The sequence below is a fragment of the Campylobacter concisus UNSWCS genome (assembly GCF_000466685.1).
Taxonomy (GTDB): domain Bacteria; phylum Campylobacterota; class Campylobacteria; order Campylobacterales; family Campylobacteraceae; genus Campylobacter_A; species Campylobacter_A concisus_A.
Genome location: NZ_ANNG01000038.1, coordinates 58678 through 81997, shown reverse-complemented (window position 1 = coordinate 81997; position 23320 = coordinate 58678). Strand labels below are relative to the sequence as shown.

At 40.2% G+C, this 23320-nt stretch carries 27 protein-coding genes; 18 read left to right on the top strand and 9 right to left on the bottom strand.

Going from position 1 to position 23320, the window contains the following annotated elements; genetic code table 11:
* Window positions 1–181: 181 nt before the first annotated feature.
* The 5 genes from UNSWCS_RS08380 to UNSWCS_RS08360 are packed head-to-tail and all read right to left on the bottom strand — an operon-like array spanning window position 182 to window position 4885.
* Entirely contained in the window at window positions 182–931 is a 750-nt protein-coding gene (locus tag UNSWCS_RS08380) for an ATP-binding cassette domain-containing protein (RefSeq protein ID WP_021088155.1), read from the bottom strand.
* Window positions 928–1608, bottom strand: a complete 681-nt coding sequence (locus UNSWCS_RS08375; RefSeq protein ID WP_021088151.1) for an ATP-binding cassette domain-containing protein — start codon at window positions 1606–1608, stop codon at window positions 928–930. The genes UNSWCS_RS08380 and UNSWCS_RS08375 overlap by 4 nt, the downstream gene beginning before the upstream one ends.
* The gene (locus tag UNSWCS_RS08370; RefSeq protein ID WP_021088098.1) at window positions 1605–2405 is read right to left on the bottom strand and encodes an ABC transporter permease; all 801 of its coding nucleotides are present in this window, start codon (window positions 2403–2405) and stop codon (window positions 1605–1607) included. Before UNSWCS_RS08370 ends, UNSWCS_RS08375 begins: the two co-directional genes overlap by 4 nt.
* The gene (locus tag UNSWCS_RS08365) at window positions 2402–3340 is read right to left on the bottom strand and encodes an ABC transporter permease (protein ID WP_021088101.1); all 939 of its coding nucleotides are present in this window, start codon (window positions 3338–3340) and stop codon (window positions 2402–2404) included. Before UNSWCS_RS08365 ends, UNSWCS_RS08370 begins: the two co-directional genes overlap by 4 nt.
* A 12-nt stretch (window positions 3341–3352) precedes the next feature.
* Window positions 3353–4885, bottom strand: a complete 1533-nt coding sequence (locus tag UNSWCS_RS08360; RefSeq protein ID WP_021088161.1) for an ABC transporter substrate-binding protein — start codon at window positions 4883–4885, stop codon at window positions 3353–3355.
* 175 nt (window positions 4886–5060) lie between these two features.
* Here UNSWCS_RS08360 and UNSWCS_RS08355 point away from each other — a divergent pair, with 175 nt between their 5' ends.
* Entirely contained in the window at window positions 5061–8381 is a 3321-nt protein-coding gene (locus UNSWCS_RS08355; protein WP_035143783.1) for a DUF748 domain-containing protein, read from the top strand.
* Here the strand turns inward: UNSWCS_RS08355 and UNSWCS_RS08350 are convergent.
* Window positions 8378–8782 carry a hypothetical protein gene (locus UNSWCS_RS08350; RefSeq protein WP_021088095.1) on the bottom strand — a complete coding sequence of 135 codons (405 nt, stop codon included), beginning with the start codon at window positions 8780–8782 and terminating at the stop codon, window positions 8378–8380. The genes UNSWCS_RS08355 and UNSWCS_RS08350 overlap by 4 nt on opposite strands.
* Before the next feature lie 113 nt (window positions 8783–8895).
* On the opposite strand from UNSWCS_RS08350, the gene UNSWCS_RS08345 reads away from it, so the two are divergent.
* The 8 genes from UNSWCS_RS08345 to UNSWCS_RS08310 all read left to right on the top strand — a co-directional run bounded on the left by UNSWCS_RS08345 (window position 8896) and on the right by UNSWCS_RS08310 (window position 14196).
* Window positions 8896–9099, top strand: a complete 204-nt coding sequence (locus tag UNSWCS_RS08345; RefSeq protein WP_002939973.1) for a tautomerase family protein — start codon at window positions 8896–8898, stop codon at window positions 9097–9099.
* Entirely contained in the window at window positions 9096–9593 is a 498-nt protein-coding gene (bcp, locus tag UNSWCS_RS08340) for a thioredoxin-dependent thiol peroxidase (protein WP_021088154.1), read from the top strand. Before UNSWCS_RS08345 ends, bcp begins: the two co-directional genes overlap by 4 nt.
* A 9-nt stretch (window positions 9594–9602) precedes the next feature.
* A complete protein-coding gene (locus tag UNSWCS_RS08335; RefSeq protein WP_021088157.1) occupies window positions 9603–10244 on the top strand; it encodes a thiol:disulfide interchange protein DsbA/DsbL in 642 nt (213 codons plus the stop codon).
* 100 nt (window positions 10245–10344) lie between these two features.
* Window positions 10345–11259, top strand: coding sequence for a branched-chain amino acid transaminase (locus UNSWCS_RS08330; protein WP_002939975.1), 915 nt, complete (start codon window positions 10345–10347; stop codon window positions 11257–11259).
* Between the two features lie 16 nt (window positions 11260–11275).
* Entirely contained in the window at window positions 11276–12388 is a 1113-nt protein-coding gene (locus UNSWCS_RS08325) for a prohibitin family protein (protein WP_021088100.1), read from the top strand.
* Window positions 12389–12390: 2 nt separating this feature from the next.
* The gene (gene hisIE / locus UNSWCS_RS08320) at window positions 12391–13125 is read left to right on the top strand and encodes a bifunctional phosphoribosyl-AMP cyclohydrolase/phosphoribosyl-ATP diphosphatase HisIE (protein ID WP_021088160.1); all 735 of its coding nucleotides are present in this window, start codon (window positions 12391–12393) and stop codon (window positions 13123–13125) included.
* The gene (locus UNSWCS_RS08315; RefSeq protein ID WP_021088090.1) at window positions 13115–13645 is read left to right on the top strand and encodes a DUF2393 family protein; all 531 of its coding nucleotides are present in this window, start codon (window positions 13115–13117) and stop codon (window positions 13643–13645) included. Before hisIE ends, UNSWCS_RS08315 begins: the two co-directional genes overlap by 11 nt.
* Window positions 13645–14196 (top strand): DUF2393 family protein, encoded by a 552-nt coding sequence (locus UNSWCS_RS08310; protein WP_021088134.1) that lies wholly within the window; start codon window positions 13645–13647, stop codon window positions 14194–14196. The genes UNSWCS_RS08315 and UNSWCS_RS08310 overlap by 1 nt, the downstream gene beginning before the upstream one ends.
* A gap of 142 nt (window positions 14197–14338) precedes the next feature.
* On the opposite strand, the gene UNSWCS_RS08305 is transcribed toward UNSWCS_RS08310, so the two are convergent.
* The 3 genes from UNSWCS_RS08305 to UNSWCS_RS12385 all read right to left on the bottom strand — a co-directional run bounded on the left by UNSWCS_RS08305 (window position 14339) and on the right by UNSWCS_RS12385 (window position 16541).
* Window positions 14339–15670 (bottom strand): acetyl-CoA carboxylase biotin carboxylase subunit, encoded by a 1332-nt coding sequence (locus UNSWCS_RS08305; protein WP_004317853.1) that lies wholly within the window; start codon window positions 15668–15670, stop codon window positions 14339–14341.
* Window positions 15670–16122, bottom strand: coding sequence for an acetyl-CoA carboxylase biotin carboxyl carrier protein (gene accB, locus UNSWCS_RS08300; RefSeq protein ID WP_021088093.1), 453 nt, complete (start codon window positions 16120–16122; stop codon window positions 15670–15672). The genes UNSWCS_RS08305 and accB overlap by 1 nt, the downstream gene beginning before the upstream one ends.
* A 185-nt stretch (window positions 16123–16307) precedes the next feature.
* A complete protein-coding gene (locus UNSWCS_RS12385) occupies window positions 16308–16541 on the bottom strand; it encodes a Molybdenum transport system permease protein ModB (protein ID WP_021088156.1) in 234 nt (77 codons plus the stop codon).
* On the opposite strand from UNSWCS_RS12385, the gene UNSWCS_RS08290 reads away from it, so the two are divergent.
* From UNSWCS_RS08290 to UNSWCS_RS12695, 9 genes are all read left to right on the top strand, one after another.
* Complete coding sequence (locus UNSWCS_RS08290) at window positions 16540–17628, top strand: nicotinate phosphoribosyltransferase (protein WP_021088163.1); 1089 nt, start codon at window positions 16540–16542, stop codon at window positions 17626–17628. The two genes, UNSWCS_RS12385 and UNSWCS_RS08290, sit on opposite strands and share 2 nt — an antisense overlap.
* A gap of 8 nt (window positions 17629–17636) precedes the next feature.
* Complete coding sequence (locus UNSWCS_RS08285) at window positions 17637–18134, top strand: hypothetical protein (protein ID WP_021088135.1); 498 nt, start codon at window positions 17637–17639, stop codon at window positions 18132–18134.
* A gap of 112 nt (window positions 18135–18246) precedes the next feature.
* Complete coding sequence (locus UNSWCS_RS08280; protein WP_051267843.1) at window positions 18247–19062, top strand: MqnA/MqnD/SBP family protein; 816 nt, start codon at window positions 18247–18249, stop codon at window positions 19060–19062.
* Entirely contained in the window at window positions 19059–19328 is a 270-nt protein-coding gene (gene fliQ / locus UNSWCS_RS08275; RefSeq protein WP_223154231.1) for a flagellar biosynthesis protein FliQ, read from the top strand. Before UNSWCS_RS08280 ends, fliQ begins: the two co-directional genes overlap by 4 nt.
* Window positions 19325–20122: a UDP-N-acetylmuramate dehydrogenase gene (locus UNSWCS_RS08270; RefSeq protein WP_021088125.1), complete on the top strand. Its 798-nt coding sequence runs from the start codon at window positions 19325–19327 to the stop codon at window positions 20120–20122. Before fliQ ends, UNSWCS_RS08270 begins: the two co-directional genes overlap by 4 nt.
* A gap of 8 nt (window positions 20123–20130) precedes the next feature.
* Entirely contained in the window at window positions 20131–20619 is a 489-nt protein-coding gene (locus UNSWCS_RS08265; protein ID WP_021088107.1) for a hypothetical protein, read from the top strand.
* Between the two features lie 62 nt (window positions 20620–20681).
* Window positions 20682–21779, top strand: a complete 1098-nt coding sequence (gene recA / locus UNSWCS_RS08260) for a recombinase RecA (RefSeq protein ID WP_002940852.1) — start codon at window positions 20682–20684, stop codon at window positions 21777–21779.
* Window positions 21779–23029: a phosphopyruvate hydratase gene (gene eno / locus UNSWCS_RS08255; protein ID WP_021088092.1), complete on the top strand. Its 1251-nt coding sequence runs from the start codon at window positions 21779–21781 to the stop codon at window positions 23027–23029. The genes recA and eno overlap by 1 nt, the downstream gene beginning before the upstream one ends.
* A gap of 104 nt (window positions 23030–23133) precedes the next feature.
* Window positions 23134–23316 (top strand): hypothetical protein, encoded by a 183-nt coding sequence (locus UNSWCS_RS12695; RefSeq protein ID WP_178140078.1) that lies wholly within the window; start codon window positions 23134–23136, stop codon window positions 23314–23316.
* Window positions 23317–23320 lie beyond the last annotated feature (4 nt).

Here is a 23320-nt window from a genome sequence, read left to right as displayed (position 1 = left end):
TGAAATTGGTTACAGCGATTATAGTTATCTAAATTTTAGTAATTACTTAAAATTTACAATATTTATAAATTTTTAAAAGTAAGTAATAATTTTTATTTTTATATAAGAAATAGCGTTTGAATATTATTTATTATTTTTAGAATAGAGTGGTTATTTTTTGTTATTTAAAGCTAACACTACATCAAAGTTTGTCATCATAAAATTTAGCTGCGTCAAGGTATTTTTTAAGGACATTTTGGCTTACTAGGTCATCAAATTTACCAAAAGCTACTTGCTTGCTAGCCTCTATTATTAGCACCTTTTGCGCTATCTTCATCGCACTTAAAATATCGTGCGTGATAAAGATAATGCTGATCTTTTCATCCAAGCTTAAAAGCAAATTTATGATCTTTTGCTTCGTCTCATTATCAAGTCCGCTTGTTATCTCGTCACAAATTAAGATTTTTGGTTTTGAAAGAAGCGCTAGCAGTATCCCAACCCTTGTCGCCTCGCCGCCGCTTAGCTGTGACGGATATTTTTCTAAAATTTCATCTTTTAAATTTAAATTTGTTAGAAGCTCTTTAAGCTCATTTTCGCTAAAACTAAGCTTAAGATATGATCTCACATGAGCGATCGCGGTTTTTACTTTTAGCGCCGGATTTAGGGCTTGTTTTTGATTTTGCAAGATATATCTGATATCTTTTTTTAGCTCATTTTTGTCCGTGATCTCCTTATCGTTTATATAAATTTTGCCCCCGCTTTTTGGCTCGCTAAATGATATGAGCTTTGCAAGCGTGCTTTTACCACTGCCACTTTGCCCCAAAATGGCTAAATTTTCGCCATCATCAAGCTCGTAATTTATCCCCTCCAAAAGGTGCAGCACTTCAGCTCTAGCGTTAAAATGCTCCTTAAAGCTTAAACTTTTTGATACGTTTTCAAGCCTTATTTTCACGCATTTTCCTTTAAATTTAGCCGCCCATCTCTCATCTGCCAAATTTCATCACTAAGATAGTTCGTCAGCGCCTCATCGTGCGAGATAAAAATGACGCTCATCTTGCCCTTTAGGCTCTCTAAGATGCCCGCCACGTGGCTACCGCTAATGCTATCAAGCCCGCTTGTTATCTCGTCGCAGATTAGGATTTTTGGCTTCAGACAAAGCGCAAGAGCGATCTGCACGCGGCTAGCCTCGCCACCACTTAGCTCGTATGAAAATTTGTGCCAGATGAGATTTGCATTACCCAGCCCAAACTCCCTAAAATAAGCAAATGCAAGCTCTTTATTTGATTTATTATCGCCGCCAAGATATGCGTTGAAGTGATCGCCAACGTTTAAGAGCGGATGAAGGCTGGCAACTGAGTTTTGAAAGATGAGCGCAGCGACCTTTTTTCGGTGCTCTTTTAGCTCATTTTGACTAAGATTTAAGATATCTTTTTTATAAATGCTAAATTTATCCGCTCTCACTCTAAAATCATCATCAAAAAGCCTTATTAAACTCTTTGCAAAGAGCGATTTGCCACTGCCACTTGCACCCGTGATACCTATAAATTTACCCTCGCTCATGGCAAAATCAAGCTCATGCAAAAGTTTCTTATCCTTATAAAAAACGTTTAAATTTTTAATCTCTATCATATTTTTATATTGCCATTTTTTGAATTTGACGTGATGATCGAGGTTGCAAGGATGAGCAAAAAGAGCGTCACGCCAGGGAAAAGCACCATCCACCAAGAACCAAGAAAAAGCGCCTCTTTGCTCTCATTTAGCATGATGCCAAGGCTTATTTTATTTGCGTCGCTACCCACGCCAAAAAAGCCAAGCGTAGCCTCCATAACGACTGCATTTATCGCGTTTATACCAAAGATACTAATTATTAAATGCTTTAAATTTGGCAAAATTTCAAAGCAGATAAGGCTAAATTTACTAGCTCCATTTATCACGGCTTGCTCGGCGTAGTCGCACTTTTTACTAAGTCTTAAATTTTGCATAAAAACTTTTGACCCCTGCATAAACGAGCAAATGGCGATGATAAAAGATGTTATAAGCAGATCTCCACTACTAAATGAGCTAAAAAGCATGATAAAAACGATGTTTGGGATACTTAAAAAGGCATCAAGCCCCTTATCAAAAAGGCTCTCACAAGCTCTGCTCTTACTCGTGCCAAAATATGCGTAGATGAGCGAGAAAAGCGTCGTTAAAAAGCCAGCTAGCAGCAAAACAAGAAGCGAGTTTTTAAGCGCGTAGGCCACTCTTATGAGATTGTCCCTGCCTAGGATGTCAGTGCCAAAGATGTGTTCGCTACTTGGAGCTAAATTTACCGCCATAAAGTCAGTGAAATTTGGCTCAAATTTAGAAAAAAATGGCGTCACAAAGGCAAATGTGACAAGTGCTAAAAAGACAAAACAGGCTAGGAAAAATATGACTTTTCTCATAAATTTCTCTTATCTGCTAAGATAGCGAAAATTTTAGCCAGTAAATTTGCAAAAACGACAAAAACAGCCGTTAGCAAAATGGTCGCAAGTGCGACTGGATAGTCTTTGGCAATCACCGCATCAAGGCTAAGCTTGCCTATGCCAGGAAATGAAAAAATGCTCTCAATGACGTATGAGCCAGCAAAAACGCCAGCCACAAGGGTTGCGAAATAATAGACTATATCGGTGCTTGCGTGCTTTATCGCAAATAGATAAATTTTGCCGCGTCCCAAGCCTCTAGCGTGAGCCGTCTGGATAAAATCAGCGTTTAGGCTTTGATTTAGCCTGTCTCTTACAAATTTCACGTTTGCGCCAAGGTGTGGCAAGATGATGGCAAGCGTTGGCAAGATGATAAATTTAGCCCCAACTCCGCTAGATCCTAGCTCGTTTGCGCCAGAGCTTGGCAGCACGTTTAGATAGACACTAAAGATCGCTATTAGCACGAGTGCTACGTAAAAATGCGGCAAGGAAGCCAGCAAAAAGGAGCTAAAATTTATAAAGATGTCGGCAAATTTATTTTTATAAATGGCGCTTAAAAGCCCCAAGAAAAATGACAAGAGAGCTATCAGAAAAAACGAAGCAAAAAACAAAATAAGCGAGTTTAAAAGTCTCTCTTTAATGAGCAAAAAAACGCTTGCTCCACTTACAAAGCTAGTGCCAAAGTCCCCTGTGACAAAGTGAGCCAGCCATCTAAAATACTGCACAAAAAAGCCATCTTTTAGCCCCAAATTTTCTAAAATTTGCTCTTTTATAGCCACGCTCACCGCCTCACTTCGCAAAAACATCGCATCAGTGACATTGCCTGGCAAAAAATATATGAGCAAAAATAGAAAAAATGAGATAAAAAACAGCAACCCAAGGCTTGAGATCGCTGTTTTTAAAATGGCTCTAAACAAAGTTTTTATCCACTATTTTACTTGCCACTCTCTTATGTTCCATAAAAATCCAGCCCCATGGTGGCCCAAAATTTGCGTCTTTATGCCTGAAATTTTGTTGTTAAAAACGAGCGGATAGTCAAGATAGGCTATAAAAATGTAAGGTGGATTTTCAAAAAGCGCTTTTAGAAATTCTTTGTAGTATTTTTTCCTAAGCTCCACATCCTTTGTATATCTCGCGTTTTTTAGGGCAAGATCGACGTTTGCGTCCTTGTAGTGGCTAAAATTCCAGCCATTTTCATTGACATCGATGTCGGCAAATCCGCCAAAAATTCTATATGTATGAAAGTCTGGATCAAATGGGCTTCCCCAGCCGATCACAAAGCTATCAACCTTGCTTATGCTAAAGGCTGTTTTTGGCTTTGCATAGGCCTTGGCTCTTACGCCAAATTTCTCAAACTCGCTGCTTAAAATTTTAGCTAGATTGACCCTTAAGATGTCGTTATTAAAAGCGTAGATGTCAAAGCCAAGCTCCTTGCCGTCCTTCTCAAAAAAGCCAGCCTTGTTTTTCCTAAAGCCGCTTTTTTCAAGTAGCTCCCTAGCCTTTTGCGGATCGTAGCTAAATTTAAACTCACCGTCATTTGCAAAGCTTTTTTCTATCGGATTGTTCGCTACGCTTGCATATCCGTGAAATAGTTTTTTAACGATCTCATCTTTATTGACCGCGTAGTTTAGGGCGATCCTTACATTTTTATCTTGAAAAAGAGGATCATTAAAGTTAAACATTAGCGCTCTGTAGTCCGCACTTTTAAATTTAAGCAAGCTTAATTTTTTATCATCTTTTATGAAATTTACACCAGTTGGAGAGATGAGCGCAACGTCGATCTCACCGCTTTTAAGGCCTACAAGTCTTAAATTTTCATCACCAACTATCTTTAAAAATAGCCTTTTTATCTTTGGCTCACCTTTATAGAATTTATCATTTGCCACAAATTCCAAACTCTCATCTTTTTTCCATTTTACAAGCTTGTATGCGCCAGTGCCAATAGGAGCGTCATTAAATTTATCAGTTGCGATATCTTTACCCTTTAAAATGTGCTCAGGCAAAACGCCAAAACTTAGTGCGTCAAGAAACGGTGGAAAAGGCTCACTAAGCGTGATCTTTACTTTATAATCTCCTAAAATTTCAACGCTTTTTACCACCTCGTAGTTTGAGATAGCAGGCGCGTTTAGCTTCTTATCTTGAGCCGCTTCGATGGTAAATTTAACGTCCTTTGCGCTAAATTTCACCCCGTCATGCCAAAAGGCATCATCTCTTAGCTCAAAAACATACTCCAGCCCGTCATCGCTCACCTGCCAAGACTTGGCAAGCTCAGGCACGACGTGGCTATTTTCATCGTGGCTAGTAAGACCAGAAAAAACCAGCGAAAGCGTAGGATCGTGATCTTCGTCGTAGAGTGGATTTATACGAGGTGTTTGCTCCTCGATAGCGACCACAACGGCATTTTCATTTGCATAAGCAAAGGCAGAAAACAACAAAAACAATAAAGCCAAAAATCTCTTCATCACTCGCTCCTTTGTTTAAAAAATATTTGACGAATAGTAATACGAAATGCATAAAAGTATTATTAAAATAAATGTAAATTCAATGTATAGAAAATTTGAAATTTCTAACTATCTTTTAACCTTTTTTAAAGTAAAATCAGGGCTCATTTTAGCTGACAAAAAGGTAAATTTCACAATGAATAAAAAGAAAAAAATAGCCCTAATCACCGGCATCTGCGTAGTCTCACTTTTGCTTATTTATACACTTCTTGGCTTTTTTGGTCTGCCTTATGCTATCAAAAATATCGCTCCAAAGTACCTAAAAGACTACAACGCAACGCTTTTTGTAAGTGATGCTAAATTTAACCCATTTACCTTCGAGCTAAACGCTACAAATGCTGAGCTAAACACCACTTCGCCGCTTTTTAGCACGAAGCAGATCGACCTTAAGCTAAAGCCATTTTCTATCTTTAAAAAGCTAGTTGAGATAGACATTTTTAGGCTAGATGAGCCAAAAGTAAAGATCGCAAGAGATAAAAAAGCAAATTTTAACTTTAGCAATTTTATAAGCGATGATAACGCAACTAGCGAAGATAACAGCACTAGCTCGATAAATTTCGCGCTAAATAACGCAAAAATCATTAAAGGTTCATTTTCTTATAGCGATCAAAATTTAACAAAGCCATTTAATGTAAGCTTTGATGATATAAACTACGAGCTAAGCTCGCTAAATACGAAGAAAAATAGCGCTGGTAGTCACATCTTTGACTCAAACTCAAGCCTAGCACACAAGATCGATCTAAATGGCGATATCAAGCTAAATCCACTAAAAATAGAGGGCAACGTCAGCATAAAAGACTTTAGTATAAAGCCAGTTGCGATAAGTTTTATCGATAATGACACGTTAAATCTAAAAAATGCCATTATAAACTTAAAGATAAACTACGCTTTAAAAGCCGATGAGAACGCAACTGGGATAAATTTAAAAGATGGCTTTTTAAATGTAAAAGGACTAAGCCTTGATGAAGGCGCAAATGAGCTTAGCCTTGGCGAGCTAGAGCTTCCAAAATTTGATCTTGTTAGTAAGATAGCGGATAAAACGGAGGCTACGCTAAATTTAAGTGCTGTAAATTTAAATGACATCTCTTTTAAAAATGCTATCTCCGCGAGCGTAAAATCACTAAATTTAAGTGATATCTCGCTTCTTGCAAATTTAAATGAAAAAAGCGAGCTAAATGCCACAGCCAAGCTAAAAAGTGTAGGTGCAAACGCTCTTAAAATAGATGAAGCAGATAGAAATTTAGCAAATTTAAAAGATATAAATGCTTCAAATTTAAATCTAAATTTAGCAAATAACAAAACCGCTCTAACGCTTGAAAAAATAGCACTTAATGGCATCAATGCGCCACTTAGCAAAAGCGCAAGTGTAAATGTAGCAAGTGCTGGCGTGACAAATACAAATTTCACAATGGATGGCAACAAGAGCCTTGCGAGCCTTGATGAGCTAAACGTAAAAAACATAGAGCTTAAAGCAAAAAATAAAGATATAGCAAGCGTCGCTGATGTGGGGGTAAAGAGCGTAAGCTTTGATCTTTTAAAAATGGCTCTTGGGGTTGAAAATGTAAGCATAGATAGAGCGAAATTTAGCTCAGAACTAAGCGAGAATGGGCTAAGCGCTGTAAATGAGCTAGGATTTGGCGAGCAGAGCACAAAAGCTACAAAAGTGACAAAACACACTAAAAAAGTGGAGAAAAAGGCTGAAAATAAAAGTACTTCAAAAAGCAAAGAAAATGAGTTTAAATTTGATGTAAAAAATATAAGTGTAAATAACGCAGATATTGCTTTGACGCACCTTTTTAAGGGCGAAAAGATCGCTCATAAATTTGATAACCTAAATGTAAAAGTAGCAAATTTAAGTAGCGATTTTAGCAAGCCTTTTGATGCAAAAGTGGCGATGAAAAGCTCACAAAAACTAAATTTGGATGTTGATTCAAAGATAAAGATAGAGCCACTTGAAGTGAGTGCTAAAATCAAGCTAAATGATACAAATTTACCAAAGTATTTTGCCTATGCAAAGCCCTTTTTAGAAGCATCTCTAGCTAGTGGTCAGATGAGCGCAGATGCCCAGCTTCACTACGCAAAAGATATCAAAGCAGACGCAAAAGTTAGTATCAAAGATATAAGGCTAAATGGTAAAAAAGCTGAAAAACTAATCGCCTTTAAAAGCCTAGATCTTGAAAAAATTTCATTTGCCAAAAATGACCTTGCCATAAGCGGAGTGAGCTTAAATTCGCCATTTATCAAGGCTCATCTAAGCAAAGAGCGTAAATTTAACCTATCTCAAATCGTAAAAGAGGATAAAAATAAGGCTAAAACCGAGGCAAAACCTGAGAGCAAAAAGGCAGCTAGCAAAAAAGATGACGAGCTAAAATTTAGCGTGAAAAACTTCTCTTTAAAAAATGGCGAGGTTGATTTCTCGGACGCATCGCTATTTATGCCATTTGCCACAACGATCTCAAAGCTAAATGGCAAGCTCACTGACATCGATAAAAAGCGCCCAAGTTCAGGCGAGTTTCAAGGTGTGGTTGGTAAAAACGGCTTTGCGCAGATCACCGCAAAACTCTTTCCATTTGAGCTAAAGCAAAATACCGACATAAAGCTTGACTTTAAAGATATCGATCTAACTGATATAACGCCATATAGTGGGCAGTTTGTGGGCTATAAGATCAAAAAAGGCAAGCTAAATTTAAACCTAAACTATAGCGTCGTCGACTCAAAACTAAATGGCTCAAATTTCATAAATTTTGACTCGCTTACACTTGGAGAAAAGGTTGATTCAAAAGATGCTGTAAATTTACCACTTTCACTTGCTATCTCGATACTTAGCGATCAAAATAATCAAATAAATATCGATCTGCCAGTTGAGGGAAATTTAGACGATCCTGACTTTAAATATGGCGGCGTCATCTGGGCTGCAGTAAAAAAACTCTTTGCTGACATCACGCTAGCTCCATTTAGATTTTTAGGCAACGCTTTAGGACTTGGCAGCAAAGATCTTAGCTCTATTGATTTCCTTGCTGGAAGTAGCGAGCTTATAAGCTCAGAAGCGCCTAAGATAGCTGATTTTATAAAGCTAACTGGCTCAAAACCTAAGATGAAGCTTAGCATAACGCCAACATACTCAAAACTCGATGAAAGCTTTTATAAAAACAAAAAACTAGATCAAAAGATCAATCAAATCATCGCTTCAAGTGGCAAAGACTACATCGCAGTTTTAAATGAGCTTGTGCCAAATTTAAAAGATAGAAGCGAAAAAGCCTTAAGAGAAGAGGCGCTAAAGGGCATCGAGGTCGATAAAGAAAAGCTAGTAGAGCTTGCAAATGAGCGTGCAAATGCGGTAAAAGAGGCGCTTATAAAAGCTGGGCTTGAGGCTGGCCGCATAAATATAAACGATGCAACAAGCTCAGAGCCTAAGCAAAACACCTACACAAGCGTGCTAATGGGAGTGGCGAACTAAATTTCATTTATTTCGCTGCTTCTTGCATTATAGACAAACCAGCTAAGAAGCATAAGCATCATAAATGCCCCAAAAATAAGGCTTGCATAAAAATATAAATTAAAATCAGCTCCTAGCAAATTTGCGTTGTGAAGGGCGATCATAACACCAGCTAAAGCGATTAAGTAGCCAATTAGCTTGATGATGAAAATTTTAGGATTTACAAGGATCAGCAAAAGGCCACAAAGTATGATGCCAAGGGCTATTTGTAAATTTGAAATGTCAGCTTGAGCACTTGAAGTAAGTGTTAAAAAGCCAGCTAAAAGCGCCATTAGTATCATTAAAACTGCATAAACCGCCCTGCTTCGTCCAAAGCCATACATAAAGCAAACAAAGCCCTTATTTTGCCTGTTATAGTCCATTTTCGCTCCTTTTGGAAGTTTGCTTATTTTAATGCCAAATTCTTAAATAACGGCTTTAATCTGAAATTTCACTCATTTTGGCTAATATTTTGCATCTTAAAAAAGGAGCAAAAATGCCTTATGTTAATATCAAAATAGCAGGCCCAGAGCCTACAAAAGAGCAAAAAGATCAAGTTTTTAAAGAGGTAACCGAGACGCTTGTAAGAGTGCTTGGCAAGAAAAAAGAGGCGGTTATGATCTTTATCGAAACTCACGATGCTGGCAATATCGGCGTAGGTGGCGAGAGCGTAGAAGATAAGAGAAAGGGGATAAAATGAGCGAATTTAGCAAAGCAGACATTGAAAGAAAGATAACGCTTGAAGTTGGCGATAAAGCGCCAGAGTTTGAAGCGTTAAATCAAGATGGCGTAAAGGTCGCATTAAAGGACTTTATAGGCAAAAACGTGGTGCTTTACTTCTACCCAAAGGACAACACTCCTGGCTGCACGACTGAAGCTTGCGAATTTAGCGCAAACTACGATCAGTTTATCAAAAATGATACCGTTATCATCGGCGTTAGCCCAGATAGCGTAAAGTCGCATGTGGGCTTTATCGCAAAGCAAAATTTAAAGCACATCTTGCTAAGCGATGAGGATAAAGAAATTTCAAAACTTTATGGTGTTTGGCAGGTCAAGAAAAACTACGGCAAAGAGTATCTTGGTATCGTTAGAAGCACCTTTGTGATCGGCAAAGACGGCAAGATAGTTAAAATTTACAAAAGCGTAAAAGCCAAAGACCACGCCGCAAAAGTGCTAGCTGATCTAGTAAAATAAGGAGCAAAGATGAAGCTTATAAAAATGCTAATTTTAAGTGCGTTTTTTGCGCTAAATTTATCAGCACTGACTGAAGGTGTGGAGTATCAAACTCTAGCAAAACCGCTTAACGTGCCTAAAAACTCAGTCGTCAAGGTCTTTAGCTACGACTGCCCTCACTGCTATAAATTTGACCGAACGATCACAAGAAAGCTGATGTCAAAGCTTGACGGGGTTAAATTTATCCCATATCACCTAAGCACCAAAGGCAAACTTGGCGAGACAACAAGTAAAATTTTCGCCGCTCTTATATCGATAGATGAGGCAAATGGGACTGATCTGCTAAGCGATGAGTCTAAATTTAAGCAAGCTAAATTTGCGATCTACAAAGCAAGACACGATGAAAAAGATGACTTTAATGATGGCAAAGATAAGCAAAGATTTATAGATCTAGCGCTAAATGCAGCTCACGTGAGCAAAGACGAATACGAAAAAGCGCTAAGCTCAGAGCGTGCAAAAGAGCTTTTAAACGAGTGGTTTGCCTCTTATGATGTAGCAAGTATCAGCGGTGTGCCAGCCTTTGTAGTAAGCGGCAAGTATCTGATAAATTTAAACGCAGCATCATCGATCGATGAGATGGCAAAGACGATAAAAGAGCTTTTAGATAAGTAACTTTAGCCTAAAATTTACGGACATTTTGGGCTTAGAAATGTAAATTTAAAGCAATTTTAGATAAACTCGGATCAAATTTCTAAAAAAGAAAGGTTTAATTATGAACGCTTCAGAATTCATCTGGATGGATGGAAAACTAGTAAAATGGGATGATGCGAAAGTACACGTTCTAACTCACTCTTTGCACTACGCTAATGCTGTATTTGAGGGCACAAGAGCTTATAAAACAAAAAAAGGTCTAGCTATTTTTAGACTCAAAGACCACACAAAAAGACTTTTAAGATCAGCAAAAATGACCGTTTTAAACGTGCCTTACACTGAAGAAGAGCTTGAAAAAGCACAGATCGAGCTACTTCGCGCAAATAAATATAACAGCAACGTCTATATCCGCCCACTTATCTTTTTAGGATACGGCGTAATGGGCGTAGCGCACACAAAAGCACCGGTTCAAACTGCTATCGCTTCATGGGAGTGGGGTGCATATCTTGGCGATGAAGGCCTAGAAAAAGGCATCAGAGTTAAAATTTCAAGCTTTGCTAAACTAGCCCCTGCTGCTCAAATGAACAGAGCAAAGGCTAGCTCAAACTACCTAAGCTCACAAATGGCAAACTACGAAGCAAAAGAGGCTGGATACGACGAGGCGCTGCTTCTTGATAGCGAGGGCTTTGTGGCTGAAGGTCCAGGCGAGTGCTTTTTTATCGTTGAAAATGGCGCATTGATCACTCCACCAAATGATAATAGCCTACTTAGCATTACTCAAGATACAGTCATAAGACTAGCTCACGATCTTGACATCGAAGTAAGAAGAGAGCGCATCACAAGGGATCAAGCATACACAGCTGACGAAGCATTTTTCACCGGCACTGCAGCTGAAGTAACTCCGATAAACAGCATAGATAACCGCATCATCGGCAACGGCGCTAGAGGCGAAGTGACAAAGAGACTACAAAAAGCTTACTTTGACGTAGTTTATGGTCTAAACAAAAAATACGAATCATTTTTAACATATATTTAAGATTTAAAGGAACGAAATGCCCGCTGATTTAAATGATTATTTCAACAAAAAAAAGCCAGGTAATGACAACAGGGGCTCAGGTCAAAATAATGACAAAGAGCCACCTTTTAAAAAGGATTTTAAAATGCCAAATATACCAAGCGGCTTTGGCAAATTTGGTGCGCTAGCCTACATTATAATCGCCATTATCGCGATCCTTGCTATCACTCAGCCATTTAAAGTGATACACTCAGGCGAGGTCGGCATCAAAGCCACAGCGGGTAAATATGAGCCAAATCCTTTACAACCAGGTTTTCACTTCTTTTTACCATTTATCCAAAATATCATCGTAGTTGATACCAGAGTTAGGATCATCAACTACACTTCAGGCGAAGATATGGGCGAGAGCTTGCAAAAGTCTTATCAGGGAGCTGGAATTTTACGCAAAAACTCAATCTCAGTTTTGGATGCTAGAAATTTACCAGTTAGCATCGATATCACCGTGCAATACCGCCTAAATCCAGAAAATGCACCACAAACTATCGCATCTTGGGGTCTTAGCTGGGAGAGCAAGATCGTTGATCCTGTCGTGCGCGACGTGGTTCGCAGCATCGCTGGTAAATACACAGCCGAAGAGCTACCAACTAAGAGAAATGACCTAGCAAGGCAGATCGATGAGGGCATAAGAAAAGACATCGACTCACAGCCGAACAAGCCAGTCGAGCTCCTAACCGTGCAGCTTCGTGAGATCATCTTGCCTTCAAAGGTAAAAGAGCAGATCGAGCGTGTCCAGATCGCTAAACAAGAGGCCGAGAGGACAAAATACGAGGTCGAGCGTGCAAATCAAGAGGCTCTAAAACAAGCTGCCCTTGCAGAAGGTACTGCAAAAGCTGCAATCATCGAAGCAAAAGGTAAGGCTGATGCTATCAAGATCGAGGCTGACGCGACTGCGTATGCAAACAAAGAGATCGCAAAAAGTGTCGATCAAAATTTATTAAATTTAAAGCAGATCGAGACGCAAAATAGATTTAACGACGCTCTTAAAGAGAACAAAGATGCCAAAATTTTCTTAACACCTGGCGGAGCTGTGCCAAATATTTGGTTAGATGCAAAAGATAGGGCAAAAGCTAGCTCGGTTAGTGAAAGGTAAAAATGAATAGCGTAGCAAAAAGTATAGACTGGCAAAAGGTTGGTGGATTGCTCCCGGTGGTGGTTTGCGATCACGCTACAAACGAGGTTTTGATGCTTGCTTATATGAACGAAGAAGCACTAAGCTTAACTCTATCTAGCCGCTACGCTCACTACTTTTCACGCACTAAAAATAGAATTTGGAAAAAAGGCGAAGAGAGTGGCAACACACAAGAGATCAAGGCTGCATTTTTAGACTGCGACAACGACACTTTGCTTTTAAAAGTCGTTCAAAATGGAGGCGCTGCTTGTCACACTGGGGCAAGGTCTTGCTTTTTTAACGAGATAAATTTAGAAAATTTAGAAATTTCTGATCAAAAATGCGAGCTTAAAAAGCCAAGTTACGGCGTCATTGACGAGCTTTATCACGTTATAGAAGATAGAAAGCTAAATGCTGATCCGCAAACTTCATACGTGGCAAGTCTTTTCAAAAAAGGTGAAAATCAAATTCTAAAAAAAGTTGGTGAAGAGGCTACAGAGCTTGTCATGGCGGCAAAAGAGCTTAGTTTTGCCAAGCAGATAAAACAAGATGAGCAAAAAGCAAAAAATGACCTCATCTACGAAGCAGCTGATCTTTGCTTTCACGCGCTTGTGGCACTTTCAGCCCACAATATACATCCAGATGCCGTCAAAAACGAGCTTGCAAGGCGTTTTGGCATGAGCGGCATCGAAGAAAAAAGATCGCGAGATGTTAAATAGCATCAAGCACAATATACTTTTCATACTTCAAAACGCCAAACTTATCGACTTTCTAGCCTATGGTTGGGTGTTTTTAGCCTTTATATTTATCGTGCTTTTAGGAATTTTCGTCGCGATAAAATCATGGTGGCAGATAGGATTTTTATTTATCCTAGCTGGTTTTTTAGGACTTTTTGCAGGCAACTACTACGCAAACAAATATATAAATGAAAATCTAAGACCAGTTAGCATAAGCAAAATAGGCACCAAACAGCTTCAATATGTCGATGCGTTGATGGTTGATTTTAACATCACAAATAATTCAAACTACACATTAAACGTTTGCAAAATCGAGCTTGGCTTCTACCTTGGCTCAAAACAAAGCACGAGAAATTTTCTAAATTCACTAAACCCTTTTGCTAAAAAAAGGATCATTTTAAATGAATCTCTTTTGCCAAAGCAGAGCAAGCAGATAAGAGAATTTGTCAATGACTTTGCCTTCATTGACTACAATATCACCAAAAAAGCGGAGTGTTTTTGATGAGCTCAAACTACTTTACCATCGTTCATATCATCGTGCTTTTCGCGATCGCACTACTTTCTATTTTATTTCTTGTGCTCTCACTTAGAGCTGAGCGAAAGCTATTTTTATCACTACTTTTTACAAACATTTTAGTCTCAACCACGCTTGCCATTTTTTTGATGCTAGTTCTTGATAAATACACCAAAAAAGGCATAGTCGAAGGTGTAAAGAGCGAGCGAGTGTTAAGAAATGAAAGCATTGTATTTCGTGGTCAAGTAAGAAATGTCGGCAAATTTACCATTAGCAAATGCACCCTTACAATTAAGCTCATTAATCAGCCGCTAAATAAAAATGATCTTGGTGGCGAGGCGCTATTTAAACCAAGCGGGATCTCATTTTTCTCATGGGTTTTTGGAGGCGATGAGGACGAGAGACCAAACACTGTGGCATATAAATTTGACGTAGCTCAAAATTTGCCAAAGCAAAAAGCGGTGCCATTTACAGTGACTATGCCCTATCCGCCATATTTTAAAAATGGTATGAACATCACAAAACTTAGTTGCTACTAGTAAATTTAGATAAATTTTTAGTATTTATTACATTTTATAGTTACAAACTGGCTAAATTTCTCTTAAATTTAAATCAAATTTGGCTTATATAAAATAAGAAATTTTAAACCAAAGCCAAAAGGCAATGGTTTAAAATTTAGTTTTAATGTCTTGAAAGATAGTTTGTATCGTAGTTGTTGCTTAAAAAGTCTTTGTTTTCCATCATGGCGATGTGAAAGTCTTTTGTTGTTTTGATGCCGCTTATTATGAGCTGATCAAGAGCAACTTTCATCTTGTGAATGGCTCTGTTTCTATCAGTGTCCCAAACAACGAGCTTTCCGATCATACTGTCATAATACGGCGGTATAGAGTAGTCTTGGTAGATGTGGCTATCCATTCTCACGTTGCGGCCGCCTGGGCAGACATATTTTGTGATCTTGCCAGGGCACGGAGTGAAGGTGTTTGGATCCTCAGCTGTGATCCTACACTCGATCGCATGGCCTTTTAGCTCGATGCTCTTTTGTGAAGGTAGCTTTTCGCCCTCAGCCACTTTTATCATAAGCTCGATGATATCAAGTCCGCTTACCATTTCGCTTACTGTGTGCTCGACTTGAAGTCTTGTGTTCATCTCAATGAAGTAAAAGTCTAAATTTTTATCAACCAAAAACTCAAACGTACCTGCTCCCTCGTAGCCGATCGCTTTTGCCGCTTTTATGGCAGTTTCATGTAGCCTCTCTCTTGTTTTTTCATCAAGCAAGATAGCTGGGCTCTCTTCGATAAGCTTTTGATGGCGGCGCTGCATAGAGCAGTCGCGCTCACCTATGTGAAGCACGTTGCCGTGGCTGTCACCGATGATTTGAACCTCGATGTGGCGTGGATTTAGGATATATTTTTCCATATACATCGTGCCATCGCCAAATGCGCTCATCGCTTCGCTCTCAGCCGACCAAAATGCTTTTTCTAAATCAGCCTCTTTTTCAACCACGCGCATACCGCGTCCGCCGCCACCTGCAGCAGCTTTTAGTATGACAGGGTAGCCTATCTTTTTAGCTAGCTCTTTTGCTGCTTTTGTGTCAGCCACAGCGCCATCTGAGCCAGGGATGACTGGCACGCCAGCTCTTTGCATGACCTGTTTTGCCTTGCTCTTGTCACTCATCAAAGCCATCGCAGCAACGCTTGGTCCAATAAATTTGATCTTGTGGTGTGAACAAATTTCAACAAAATTTTGATTTTCACTTAAAAAGCCATAACCAGGAAAAATAGCGTCTGCTTCGCTGATCTCAGCTGCGCTTATGATAGCTGGGATATTTAGGTAGCTGTCGCTTGAGCGCTCTTTACCGATGCAAATAGCCACGTCGGCGTATTTTACGTAAAGCGCGTCTTTGTCAGCGGTTGAATAAACTACAACGGCTTCTTTACCCATCTCCTTTATCGTTCGCAAAGCACGAAGAGCGATCTCACCGCGGTTTGCGATTAAAATTCTTTTTAATTCCATTAATTTTTCTCCACGCCAAATAACGGCAATCCAAACTCAACTGGCTGTCCGTCAGAGACTAACATCTCAGTGATCTGGCAGTCAAATTCAGCCTCGATCTCGTTCATGATCTTCATAGCTTCGATGATGCCCACTACATCGCCTTTTCTCACTCTTTGGCCTGCTTTTACAAATGGAGCAGCGCCTGGGCTTGGAGCAGCGTAGAAAGTACCTACCATAGGAGATTTTATGCTATCTTTTGGCGAATTTGCAGCTGGTTTTACCTCTGAGCTAACGACAACATTTACAGGTGTTGGTGCTGGAGCTGCTGCTTGTGCTACTGGCTTCGCAGGCGCGCAATAATCAGCAAATTTCTCTACCTCGACCTCAAAATCACCACTTTTTATCTTGATATGATTCATTTCCATATCATTAAAAAATTCGATAAGTTCTTTTATGTCTTCTTTTTTCATAGAAAATTCTCCTAAATTTTTATATAAGCCCCTAATTGTAGCGAAATTTAAATAAATTTAATTTTTAGCTGGCATAAATTTTGTGCTAAAGCCTACTTTTTTCTAGCAAATTTATAATGAAAAATAAGATAAAACTAAGCACAACCAAAACAAGGCTTAAAGCGAGTGCCTGATCGCTTCTGCCGTCATAGACTGCATTGTAGATAGTAAGCGAGATGGTTTGTTTTGCCTATGATATTGCCACCTAAAATGAACGTTATACCAACCTCGCCAAGCCCTCGCAAGAGCGCTAGGATAAAGGCTGTAGCCACGCTTTTATGAGGCATAAAGATTGCTTTTTGCATAAATTTACTAGCCCTTTTGCCTGCGCCAAATTTCGCTAAAATGGTATAATCTCGCAAAAACAAAAGGACAGACATGAACGAACTTGAGCTAAAGATGCAAGGCAAGATAGAGAGGCTAACAGATAAAACTTTTAGGCTAGATCCTAGGATCGGTGAGGGCTACTTCACGGCGAAATACTTTCTAAAAGTAAATGAGATAATTAAGCAAAACCTGCCAGATCAGCATGTGACGATGCAGTTTTTCCAAAGGCGTGATGATATCGTGCTTTGCGGTATCGACGAGGTTTTAGCTATCATCAACAAATTTGCCAAAAAGCCAAGCGAGCTTGAAATTTACGCACTTGATGATGGCGATATCATAAACGCAAACGAGCCAGTTTTAAAGATAAGTGGCAAGTATGAAAATTTCGGCTTTTTAGAAAACGTGATCGACGCGACGCTTACTAGAAGAAGCTGCGTGGCGACAAACTCCAGAGACGTGATAAAAGCGGCAAATGGCAAGGACGTCTTTAGTATGGCAGACAGGCAAGACGACATCTGCACGCAGCCAGGCGACGGATATGCCTCATTTATCGGCGGCATCAAAAAGGTCGCCACAGACGCTCAGGGCGAGCTTACAGGGCTAAAAGGTGGCGGCACCATGCCTCACGCGCTCATTCAAATGTGCGGTGGCGATGTAGTGAAGGCTTGCCAAATTTATGCTAAAACCTTTGAAAATGAGCAAATCACGGCTTTGGTTGATTATAACAACGACGTGATCACGGACGCTTTAAAGGCTGCAAATGCCCTAAAAGAGAGGCTTGGCGCAGTTAGAGTTGATACTAGTAAAAATTTGATAGATAAGTATTTTGAAGGCAAAGATACGAGTAAATTTGACCCGCATGGCGTTTGCAAGGAGCTTATATTTGCTCTTAGAGAGGCGCTTGATAAAGCTGGCTTTAAACACGTTAAAATCGTCGTTAGCTCAGGCTTTAATCCGCAAAAAATGAGTGAATTTGAGAAATTTAACACCCCAGTTGATATTTACGGCGTGGGAAGCTATCTTGTTAAAAATGATATTTGTGGCTTTACAGGCGATCTTGTCGAGCTAAACGGCAAAAACGAGGCTAAATTTGGCAGGAAAAATTTCACTTCAGATAGACTAAAAAGAGTGAAATTTTAGGAGAAAAGATGAAATTTATCAAAATTTTAACGTTTCTAGCGCTTTTTCTAACCGCCTGCTCCGCGGCAAACTACGCTAATGCCTTTGAAAAGGTTGGCATAGTTGAAGACGGCGTTTATCGCTTTAGCCAAAATGGCATAGGGGTCAAAAAAGACCTGCTTGTAAAGGTGATCTCGGTGCAAAATGCAGATAGCTCACGTAAAAAGATCATCTCCATGCTAAATATCCCTAAAAATTCTAAAATCACGGACTTTAAAACAAGCGATGCAGGCGTGATTGTCTGGCCATTTTACGAGTTTGAGGGCAAATTTATAACGACAATAATCGTTGAAAATATAAAAAAAGAAGATAGTGATCAAAAGCTGATTAAGATGCTTGAACTTAAGCATCCATTTTACTCAACGCTCCAAGCTCGAAGAAAAGGCGCTAAAGACGCCATAGACGTGAAATACGTGCTAAATTTCAAAGAGGCAAAGCTGGTAAAATCGTTTCAAAACCGCCCTTAAAACTTTATTTTAAATAAATTTCATTAAAATGGCGTAATCAAAAAAAGGATCATCTTTGCATAATCTAAAAACTATAAATGTCGCTCACTCGCCGGACGCTGACGATATTTTCATGTATGCCGCGGTCAAATTTGGCTGGGTTAGCAGTAAAAATTTAGCCTTCACATCAAAGGCGCTTGATATAGAGACACTAAACGAAGAGGCGCTAAAAGGCACTTATGAGGCCACAGCGATCAGCTTTGCACTCTATCCTAAAATTTGCGATGAATTTGCACTTTTACGCTGCGCCGTGAGCTTTGGCAACGGATATGGTCCAAAACTTATCAAGCTAAAAGATAAGCAGCTAAAGCGAAATTTCAAAGTCGCTCTCTCTGGCAAAAACACGACAAATGCTCTGCTTTTTCGTATAGCCTACCCAGAGGCAAGGATCGTTTATAAAAATTTCTTAGAGATCGAAAATGCCGTGCTTAGCGGCGAGGTCGATGCTGGCGTGCTCATACATGAAAGTATCTTAAATTTCTCAGACAAGCTCTGCGTAGAACGTGAAATTTGGGACATCTGGAGCGAGCTAAACGGCGAAAATTTACCGCTTCCACTTGGTGGCATGGCGCTTAGACGAAGTCTGCCCATAACTGACGCCATCGAGTGCGAGAGAGTGCTTAGCGAGGCCGTTAGGATCGCCACTTCACACAAGCCATTTTTATCTCACATGCTAATGGAGCGAAATTTAATAAGAGTTGGCAAAGACGAGCTAAAAACGTATCTAAATTTATACGCAAATGACGAGTCAATAAGCATGAACGAAACGCAGCTAAAAGCGCTAAATAAGCTCTATCAAATAGGCTATGACAAAGGTTTTTTTGAAAAGCCGATCGACGTAAACGACTACCTAATCCCAACTGAATACAACGAAGTAAGGTTTAGCTGATGCAAAGCACGCTTGTCTCGCTTGGAGTTGAAACCTTTAAGATCGCCCTTTATATCAGCCTTCCGATGCTGCTAAGTGGCCTGATCGCTGGTCTTATCATCTCCATCTTTCAAGCGACCACGCAGATAAACGAAACCACGCTAAGCTTCGTGCCAAAGATCTTGCTAGTCGTCGTTGTCATCATATTTTTAATGCCTTGGATGATCTCGATGATGGTTGAATTTACCACTCGCATGCTTGATTTTATACCGGAATTTATCCAGTGACGAGGCTTGTTGATTTTTCTAAATTTACCTCTGTTAGGATAGGCGGCGTGCATGAAATTTTCGAGGTTGATAGCCTTGAAGATCTAAATTCGGCCGAGTTTTTAGGCGCTGTGATGATAGGCGGGGGCAACAACTTGCTTATCTCGCCAAATCCCCCAAAAATGGCGATGCTTGGCAAGAGCTTTGACTACATAAATTTAGAACGCTTCGGTGAGAAAATCCACCTTGAGATAGGTGCTGCGACAAAATCAGCTAAAATTTATAACTTTGCCAAGCAAAGCAACATAGCTGGTCTTGAGTTTTTAAAAAATATCCCAGGCACGCTTGGCGGACTTGTCAAGATGAACGCTGGGCTGCTTAAATTTAGTATAAGCGACAACCTCACGCATGTGCGTCTGGCTCGTGGCTGGGTGAGCAAAGATGAGATAAGCTTTAGCTACCGTCACAGCGGTATAGATGAGGCCATTTTGGGAGCTAAATTTAAGCTTCAAAGCGGCTTTGACGCGAGCATATCTGAAGCCATAAGCGCAAAAAGGGCAAATCAACCAAAAGGCGCTAGCTTTGGCAGCTGCTTTGTAAATCCTGAAGGGCACTTTGCAGGGGCGTTGCTGGAGGCAGTTGGACTAAAGGGATACGTGATCGGCGGAGCGAAATTTAGCGAAGAGCACGCAAATTTTTTGATAAATTTTAACCACGCAAGCTTTGAAGACGCCACTAGCCTTATAAATTTGGCAAAGGCTAGGGTTTTAGAGAAATTTAGCGTAGAGCTTAAGACTGAAGTTTGCATTTTATAAGGATGATGATGAGTGAGTTTTTAGCAGAAGTTTTAACACTTTCTATTTTGTTTATTATGATTGGTTTTTACGCCATTTATAGGGCTAAAAAGGCACAAAGCGAGCATGAGAAAAATATGGCTGATTATGATAAAAATCTGCTAAATTTTGCCAAAATTTTGGGTGTAAAAGATCACATCGACCTAGTTAAATTTGATGAAATTTTGGCTGAAGCCTTAAAAGAAAAACTAATTTTTAAATTTAATAAATCTACCTCGCAAGAGGAATTTATCTCTTTTATAAAAGATGAAAATTTCAAAACCAAACCCCAAATTTCACAAAATCATATTGATGAAGCTTTTTTAAACCTTTGCGCAAGCTCGCTTGTAGAGCCATTTAAGCTTGCAATACTAAAAAATGAAGATCAAATTTATGGATTTTTGTTTGAAAAAGAGCAGCTTTTTGCTCTTATTGATAGCGCTGCACTGCTTGGCGAAAATATTATAATTTGCGAGTAAATCAAGTAAAATTCATCTCTTTTTAGATAAAATCAAGCCAAATTTCAACTATAAGGTAAAAAATGGCAAAAGAAAAAGATAGTGACAAAAAGATAGCTATCCCAGAGAGCGAAGCGGACAAGAAAAAGGCGCTTGAGCTTGCGCTAAAGCAGATCGATAAAGCTTTTGGCAAAGGCACGCTTTTAAGACTTGGCGACAAAGAGGTTGAGGCTATCGAGTCGATACCGACTGGCTCGCTAGGGCTTGATCTGGCTCTTGGCATAGGCGGCGTTCCAAAAGGCAGGATCATCGAGATCTACGGACCAGAGAGCTCTGGTAAGACCACGCTCACACTTCACATCATCGCTGAAGCGCAAAAAGCTGGCGGAATTTGTGCATTTGTCGATGCAGAGCACGCGCTAGACGTAAAATACGCTTCAAATTTAGGTGTAAATACCGACAACCTTTACGTCTCTCAGCCAGACTTTGGCGAGCAGGCACTTGAGATCGTTGAGACACTTGCAAGAAGCGGTGCGATCGATCTTATAGTAGTTGATAGCGTCGCAGCTCTTACTCCAAAGAGCGAGATAGACGGCGATATGGGCGATCAACACGTTGGCTTGCAAGCAAGACTAATGAGTCAGGCGCTTAGAAAGCTAACGGGAATTTTAAGCAAGATGAAGACAACTGTTATCTTCATCAACCAAATTCGTATGAAGATCGGTATGATGGGATATGGCACGCCAGAGACCACGACTGGCGGTAATGCACTTAAATTTTACTCATCTGTAAGGATCGATGTTAGAAAGATAGCCACACTTAAACAAAACGACGAGCCTATCGGCAACCGCACAAAAGCAAAAGTGGTTAAAAACAAGGTCGCGCCTCCATTTAAAGTGGCTGAATTTGACATCATGTTTGGCGAGGGTGTGAGCAAAGAGGGCGAGATCATCGACTATGGCGTAAAACTAGACATCATCGACAAATCAGGCGCGTGGTTTAGCTACAAGGCCGAAAAACTGGGTCAAGGCAGAGAAAACGCCAAAGCCTATCTAAAAGAGCACCCAGAAATTTCTGACGAGATAGTAGCGGCGATCAAAGGCTCAATGGGGATAGATCACCTAATAAGCAGCGGCGCAAAAGACGAAGACGACGACACAAACGAAGCAGGAGATGAATAATGGTATTTATTGAAGATGTAGAAGCTCACGAGGTTTTAGACAGCAGAGGCAACCCAACAGTTCGTGCGACAGTTAGACTAAGCGACGGAACCGAAGCAAGCGCGATCGTACCAAGCGGTGCAAGCACTGGTAAGCGCGAGGCGCTCGAGCTTCGTGACAAAGACGAGAGATATGCTGGCAAAGGCGTTTTAAAGGCTGTTTCAAACGTAAATGAAAAGATCGCAGAGGCAGTGATAGGACTTGATGCTTACAACCAAAAGGCAGTCGATGCGGAGATGCTTGAGCTTGATGGCACGCACAACTACTCAAATTTAGGCGCAAACGCAGTCCTTGGCGTATCTATGGCGGTAGCTCGCGCAGCTGCAAAGAGCCTAAATATCCCACTTTATCGCTATCTTGGCGGTGCAAACGCCAGCATCTTGCCAGTGCCGATGTTTAACATAATAAATGGCGGCGCACACGCAAATAATAGCGTTGATTTTCAAGAATTTATGATCATGCCATTTGGCTTTAGCGCATTTAGCGAGGCACTAAGAGCTGCAACTGAAATTTATCACAAGCTAAAATCTATCCTAAACGCAGCTGGCCACAGCACGGCTGTCGGCGACGAGGGCGGTTTTGCTCCAAATTTAAAAGACAATGAAGAGCCACTAAAGCTTATCTCACAAGCCGTAAAAGAGGCTGGATATGAGCTAGGCAGCCAGATAAAACTTGCCCTTGACGTCGCTTCAAGCGAGCTTTATAAAGACGGCAAATACGAGCTTGAAGGCAAGAAATTTAGCAGCGACGAGCTCATTAGCTACTACGAAAAACTTTGCGAAAAATATCCGATATTTTCTATCGAAGATGGTCTTAGCGAGGACGACTGGAGTGGCTGGGCTGAGCTTACAAAAAGGCTTGGTAGCAAGGTGCAGCTAGTTGGTGACGACCTATTTGTTACAAATGAGAAAATTTTACGCGAAGGCATTGAGAAAAACATCGCAAATGCGATCTTAATCAAGCCAAATCAAATAGGCTCAGTCACGCAAACTATGCAAACTGTCCGCCTTGCTCAAAGAAATGGCTACCGCTGCATAATGAGCCACAGAAGTGGCGAGAGCGAAGATGCGTTTATCGCTGACTTCGCAGTCGCACTAAACACTGGCGAGATAAAGACGGGTGCTACCTCAAGAAGCGAGCGCAACGCGAAATACAACCGCTTGCTCGAGATCGAGCTTGAGGCGGGTGAGTTTTTAGGGGATAATATTTGAGCGAAATTTTAGATGAATATGGCAAAGAAGATGGCATATTTCATAAAATCATAAAATTTGTTCGGCCGACATTACGCTACGTCATAGCCACCATTTGCGTGGCTATGTTTGCCTTTTACGTAGGCAACATGATGTTTGGCAAACGCTCACTTGACGTGATGCTAAGCCTTCAGAGCAAAAAAGAGAGGCTTAGCGAAGACGTGGAAATTTTAAAAAAGATGAATGCACGTCTGCAAAAAGACTATTTTGAACTACAAGGCCTTGAGCCAGACTCCAACAAAAAGTAGGAAC

Coding starts and splice junctions, on each gene's coding strand:
- eno (WP_021088092.1), top strand. CDS start 21,779: ATGGTATTTATTGAAGATGTAGAAGCTCACGAGGTTTTAGACAGCAGA.
- UNSWCS_RS08330 (WP_002939975.1), top strand. CDS start 10,345: ATGAACGCTTCAGAATTCATCTGGATGGATGGAAAACTAGTAAAATGG.
- UNSWCS_RS08265 (WP_021088107.1), top strand. CDS start 20,131: ATGAGTGAGTTTTTAGCAGAAGTTTTAACACTTTCTATTTTGTTTATT.
- UNSWCS_RS08325 (WP_021088100.1), top strand. CDS start 11,276: ATGCCCGCTGATTTAAATGATTATTTCAACAAAAAAAAGCCAGGTAAT.
- UNSWCS_RS12385 (WP_021088156.1), bottom strand. CDS start 16,541: ATGTCTGTCCTTTTGTTTTTGCGAGATTATACCATTTTAGCGAAATTT.
- UNSWCS_RS08370 (WP_021088098.1), bottom strand. CDS start 2,405: ATGAGAAAAGTCATATTTTTCCTAGCCTGTTTTGTCTTTTTAGCACTT.
- UNSWCS_RS08315 (WP_021088090.1), top strand. CDS start 13,115: ATGTTAAATAGCATCAAGCACAATATACTTTTCATACTTCAAAACGCC.
- UNSWCS_RS08310 (WP_021088134.1), top strand. CDS start 13,645: ATGAGCTCAAACTACTTTACCATCGTTCATATCATCGTGCTTTTCGCG.
- bcp (WP_021088154.1), top strand. CDS start 9,096: ATGAGCGAATTTAGCAAAGCAGACATTGAAAGAAAGATAACGCTTGAA.
- hisIE (WP_021088160.1), top strand. CDS start 12,391: ATGAATAGCGTAGCAAAAAGTATAGACTGGCAAAAGGTTGGTGGATTG.
- UNSWCS_RS08280 (WP_051267843.1), top strand. CDS start 18,247: ATGTATGCCGCGGTCAAATTTGGCTGGGTTAGCAGTAAAAATTTAGCC.
- UNSWCS_RS08355 (WP_035143783.1), top strand. CDS start 5,061: ATGAATAAAAAGAAAAAAATAGCCCTAATCACCGGCATCTGCGTAGTC.
- UNSWCS_RS08375 (WP_021088151.1), bottom strand. CDS start 1,608: ATGATAGAGATTAAAAATTTAAACGTTTTTTATAAGGATAAGAAACTT.
- UNSWCS_RS08360 (WP_021088161.1), bottom strand. CDS start 4,885: ATGAAGAGATTTTTGGCTTTATTGTTTTTGTTGTTTTCTGCCTTTGCT.
- UNSWCS_RS08335 (WP_021088157.1), top strand. CDS start 9,603: ATGAAGCTTATAAAAATGCTAATTTTAAGTGCGTTTTTTGCGCTAAAT.
- UNSWCS_RS08345 (WP_002939973.1), top strand. CDS start 8,896: ATGCCTTATGTTAATATCAAAATAGCAGGCCCAGAGCCTACAAAAGAG.
- UNSWCS_RS08290 (WP_021088163.1), top strand. CDS start 16,540: ATGAACGAACTTGAGCTAAAGATGCAAGGCAAGATAGAGAGGCTAACA.
- recA (WP_002940852.1), top strand. CDS start 20,682: ATGGCAAAAGAAAAAGATAGTGACAAAAAGATAGCTATCCCAGAGAGC.
- UNSWCS_RS08285 (WP_021088135.1), top strand. CDS start 17,637: ATGAAATTTATCAAAATTTTAACGTTTCTAGCGCTTTTTCTAACCGCC.
- UNSWCS_RS08350 (WP_021088095.1), bottom strand. CDS start 8,782: ATGGACTATAACAGGCAAAATAAGGGCTTTGTTTGCTTTATGTATGGC.
- UNSWCS_RS12695 (WP_178140078.1), top strand. CDS start 23,134: ATGTTTGCCTTTTACGTAGGCAACATGATGTTTGGCAAACGCTCACTT.
- accB (WP_021088093.1), bottom strand. CDS start 16,122: ATGAAAAAAGAAGACATAAAAGAACTTATCGAATTTTTTAATGATATG.
- UNSWCS_RS08305 (WP_004317853.1), bottom strand. CDS start 15,670: ATGGAATTAAAAAGAATTTTAATCGCAAACCGCGGTGAGATCGCTCTT.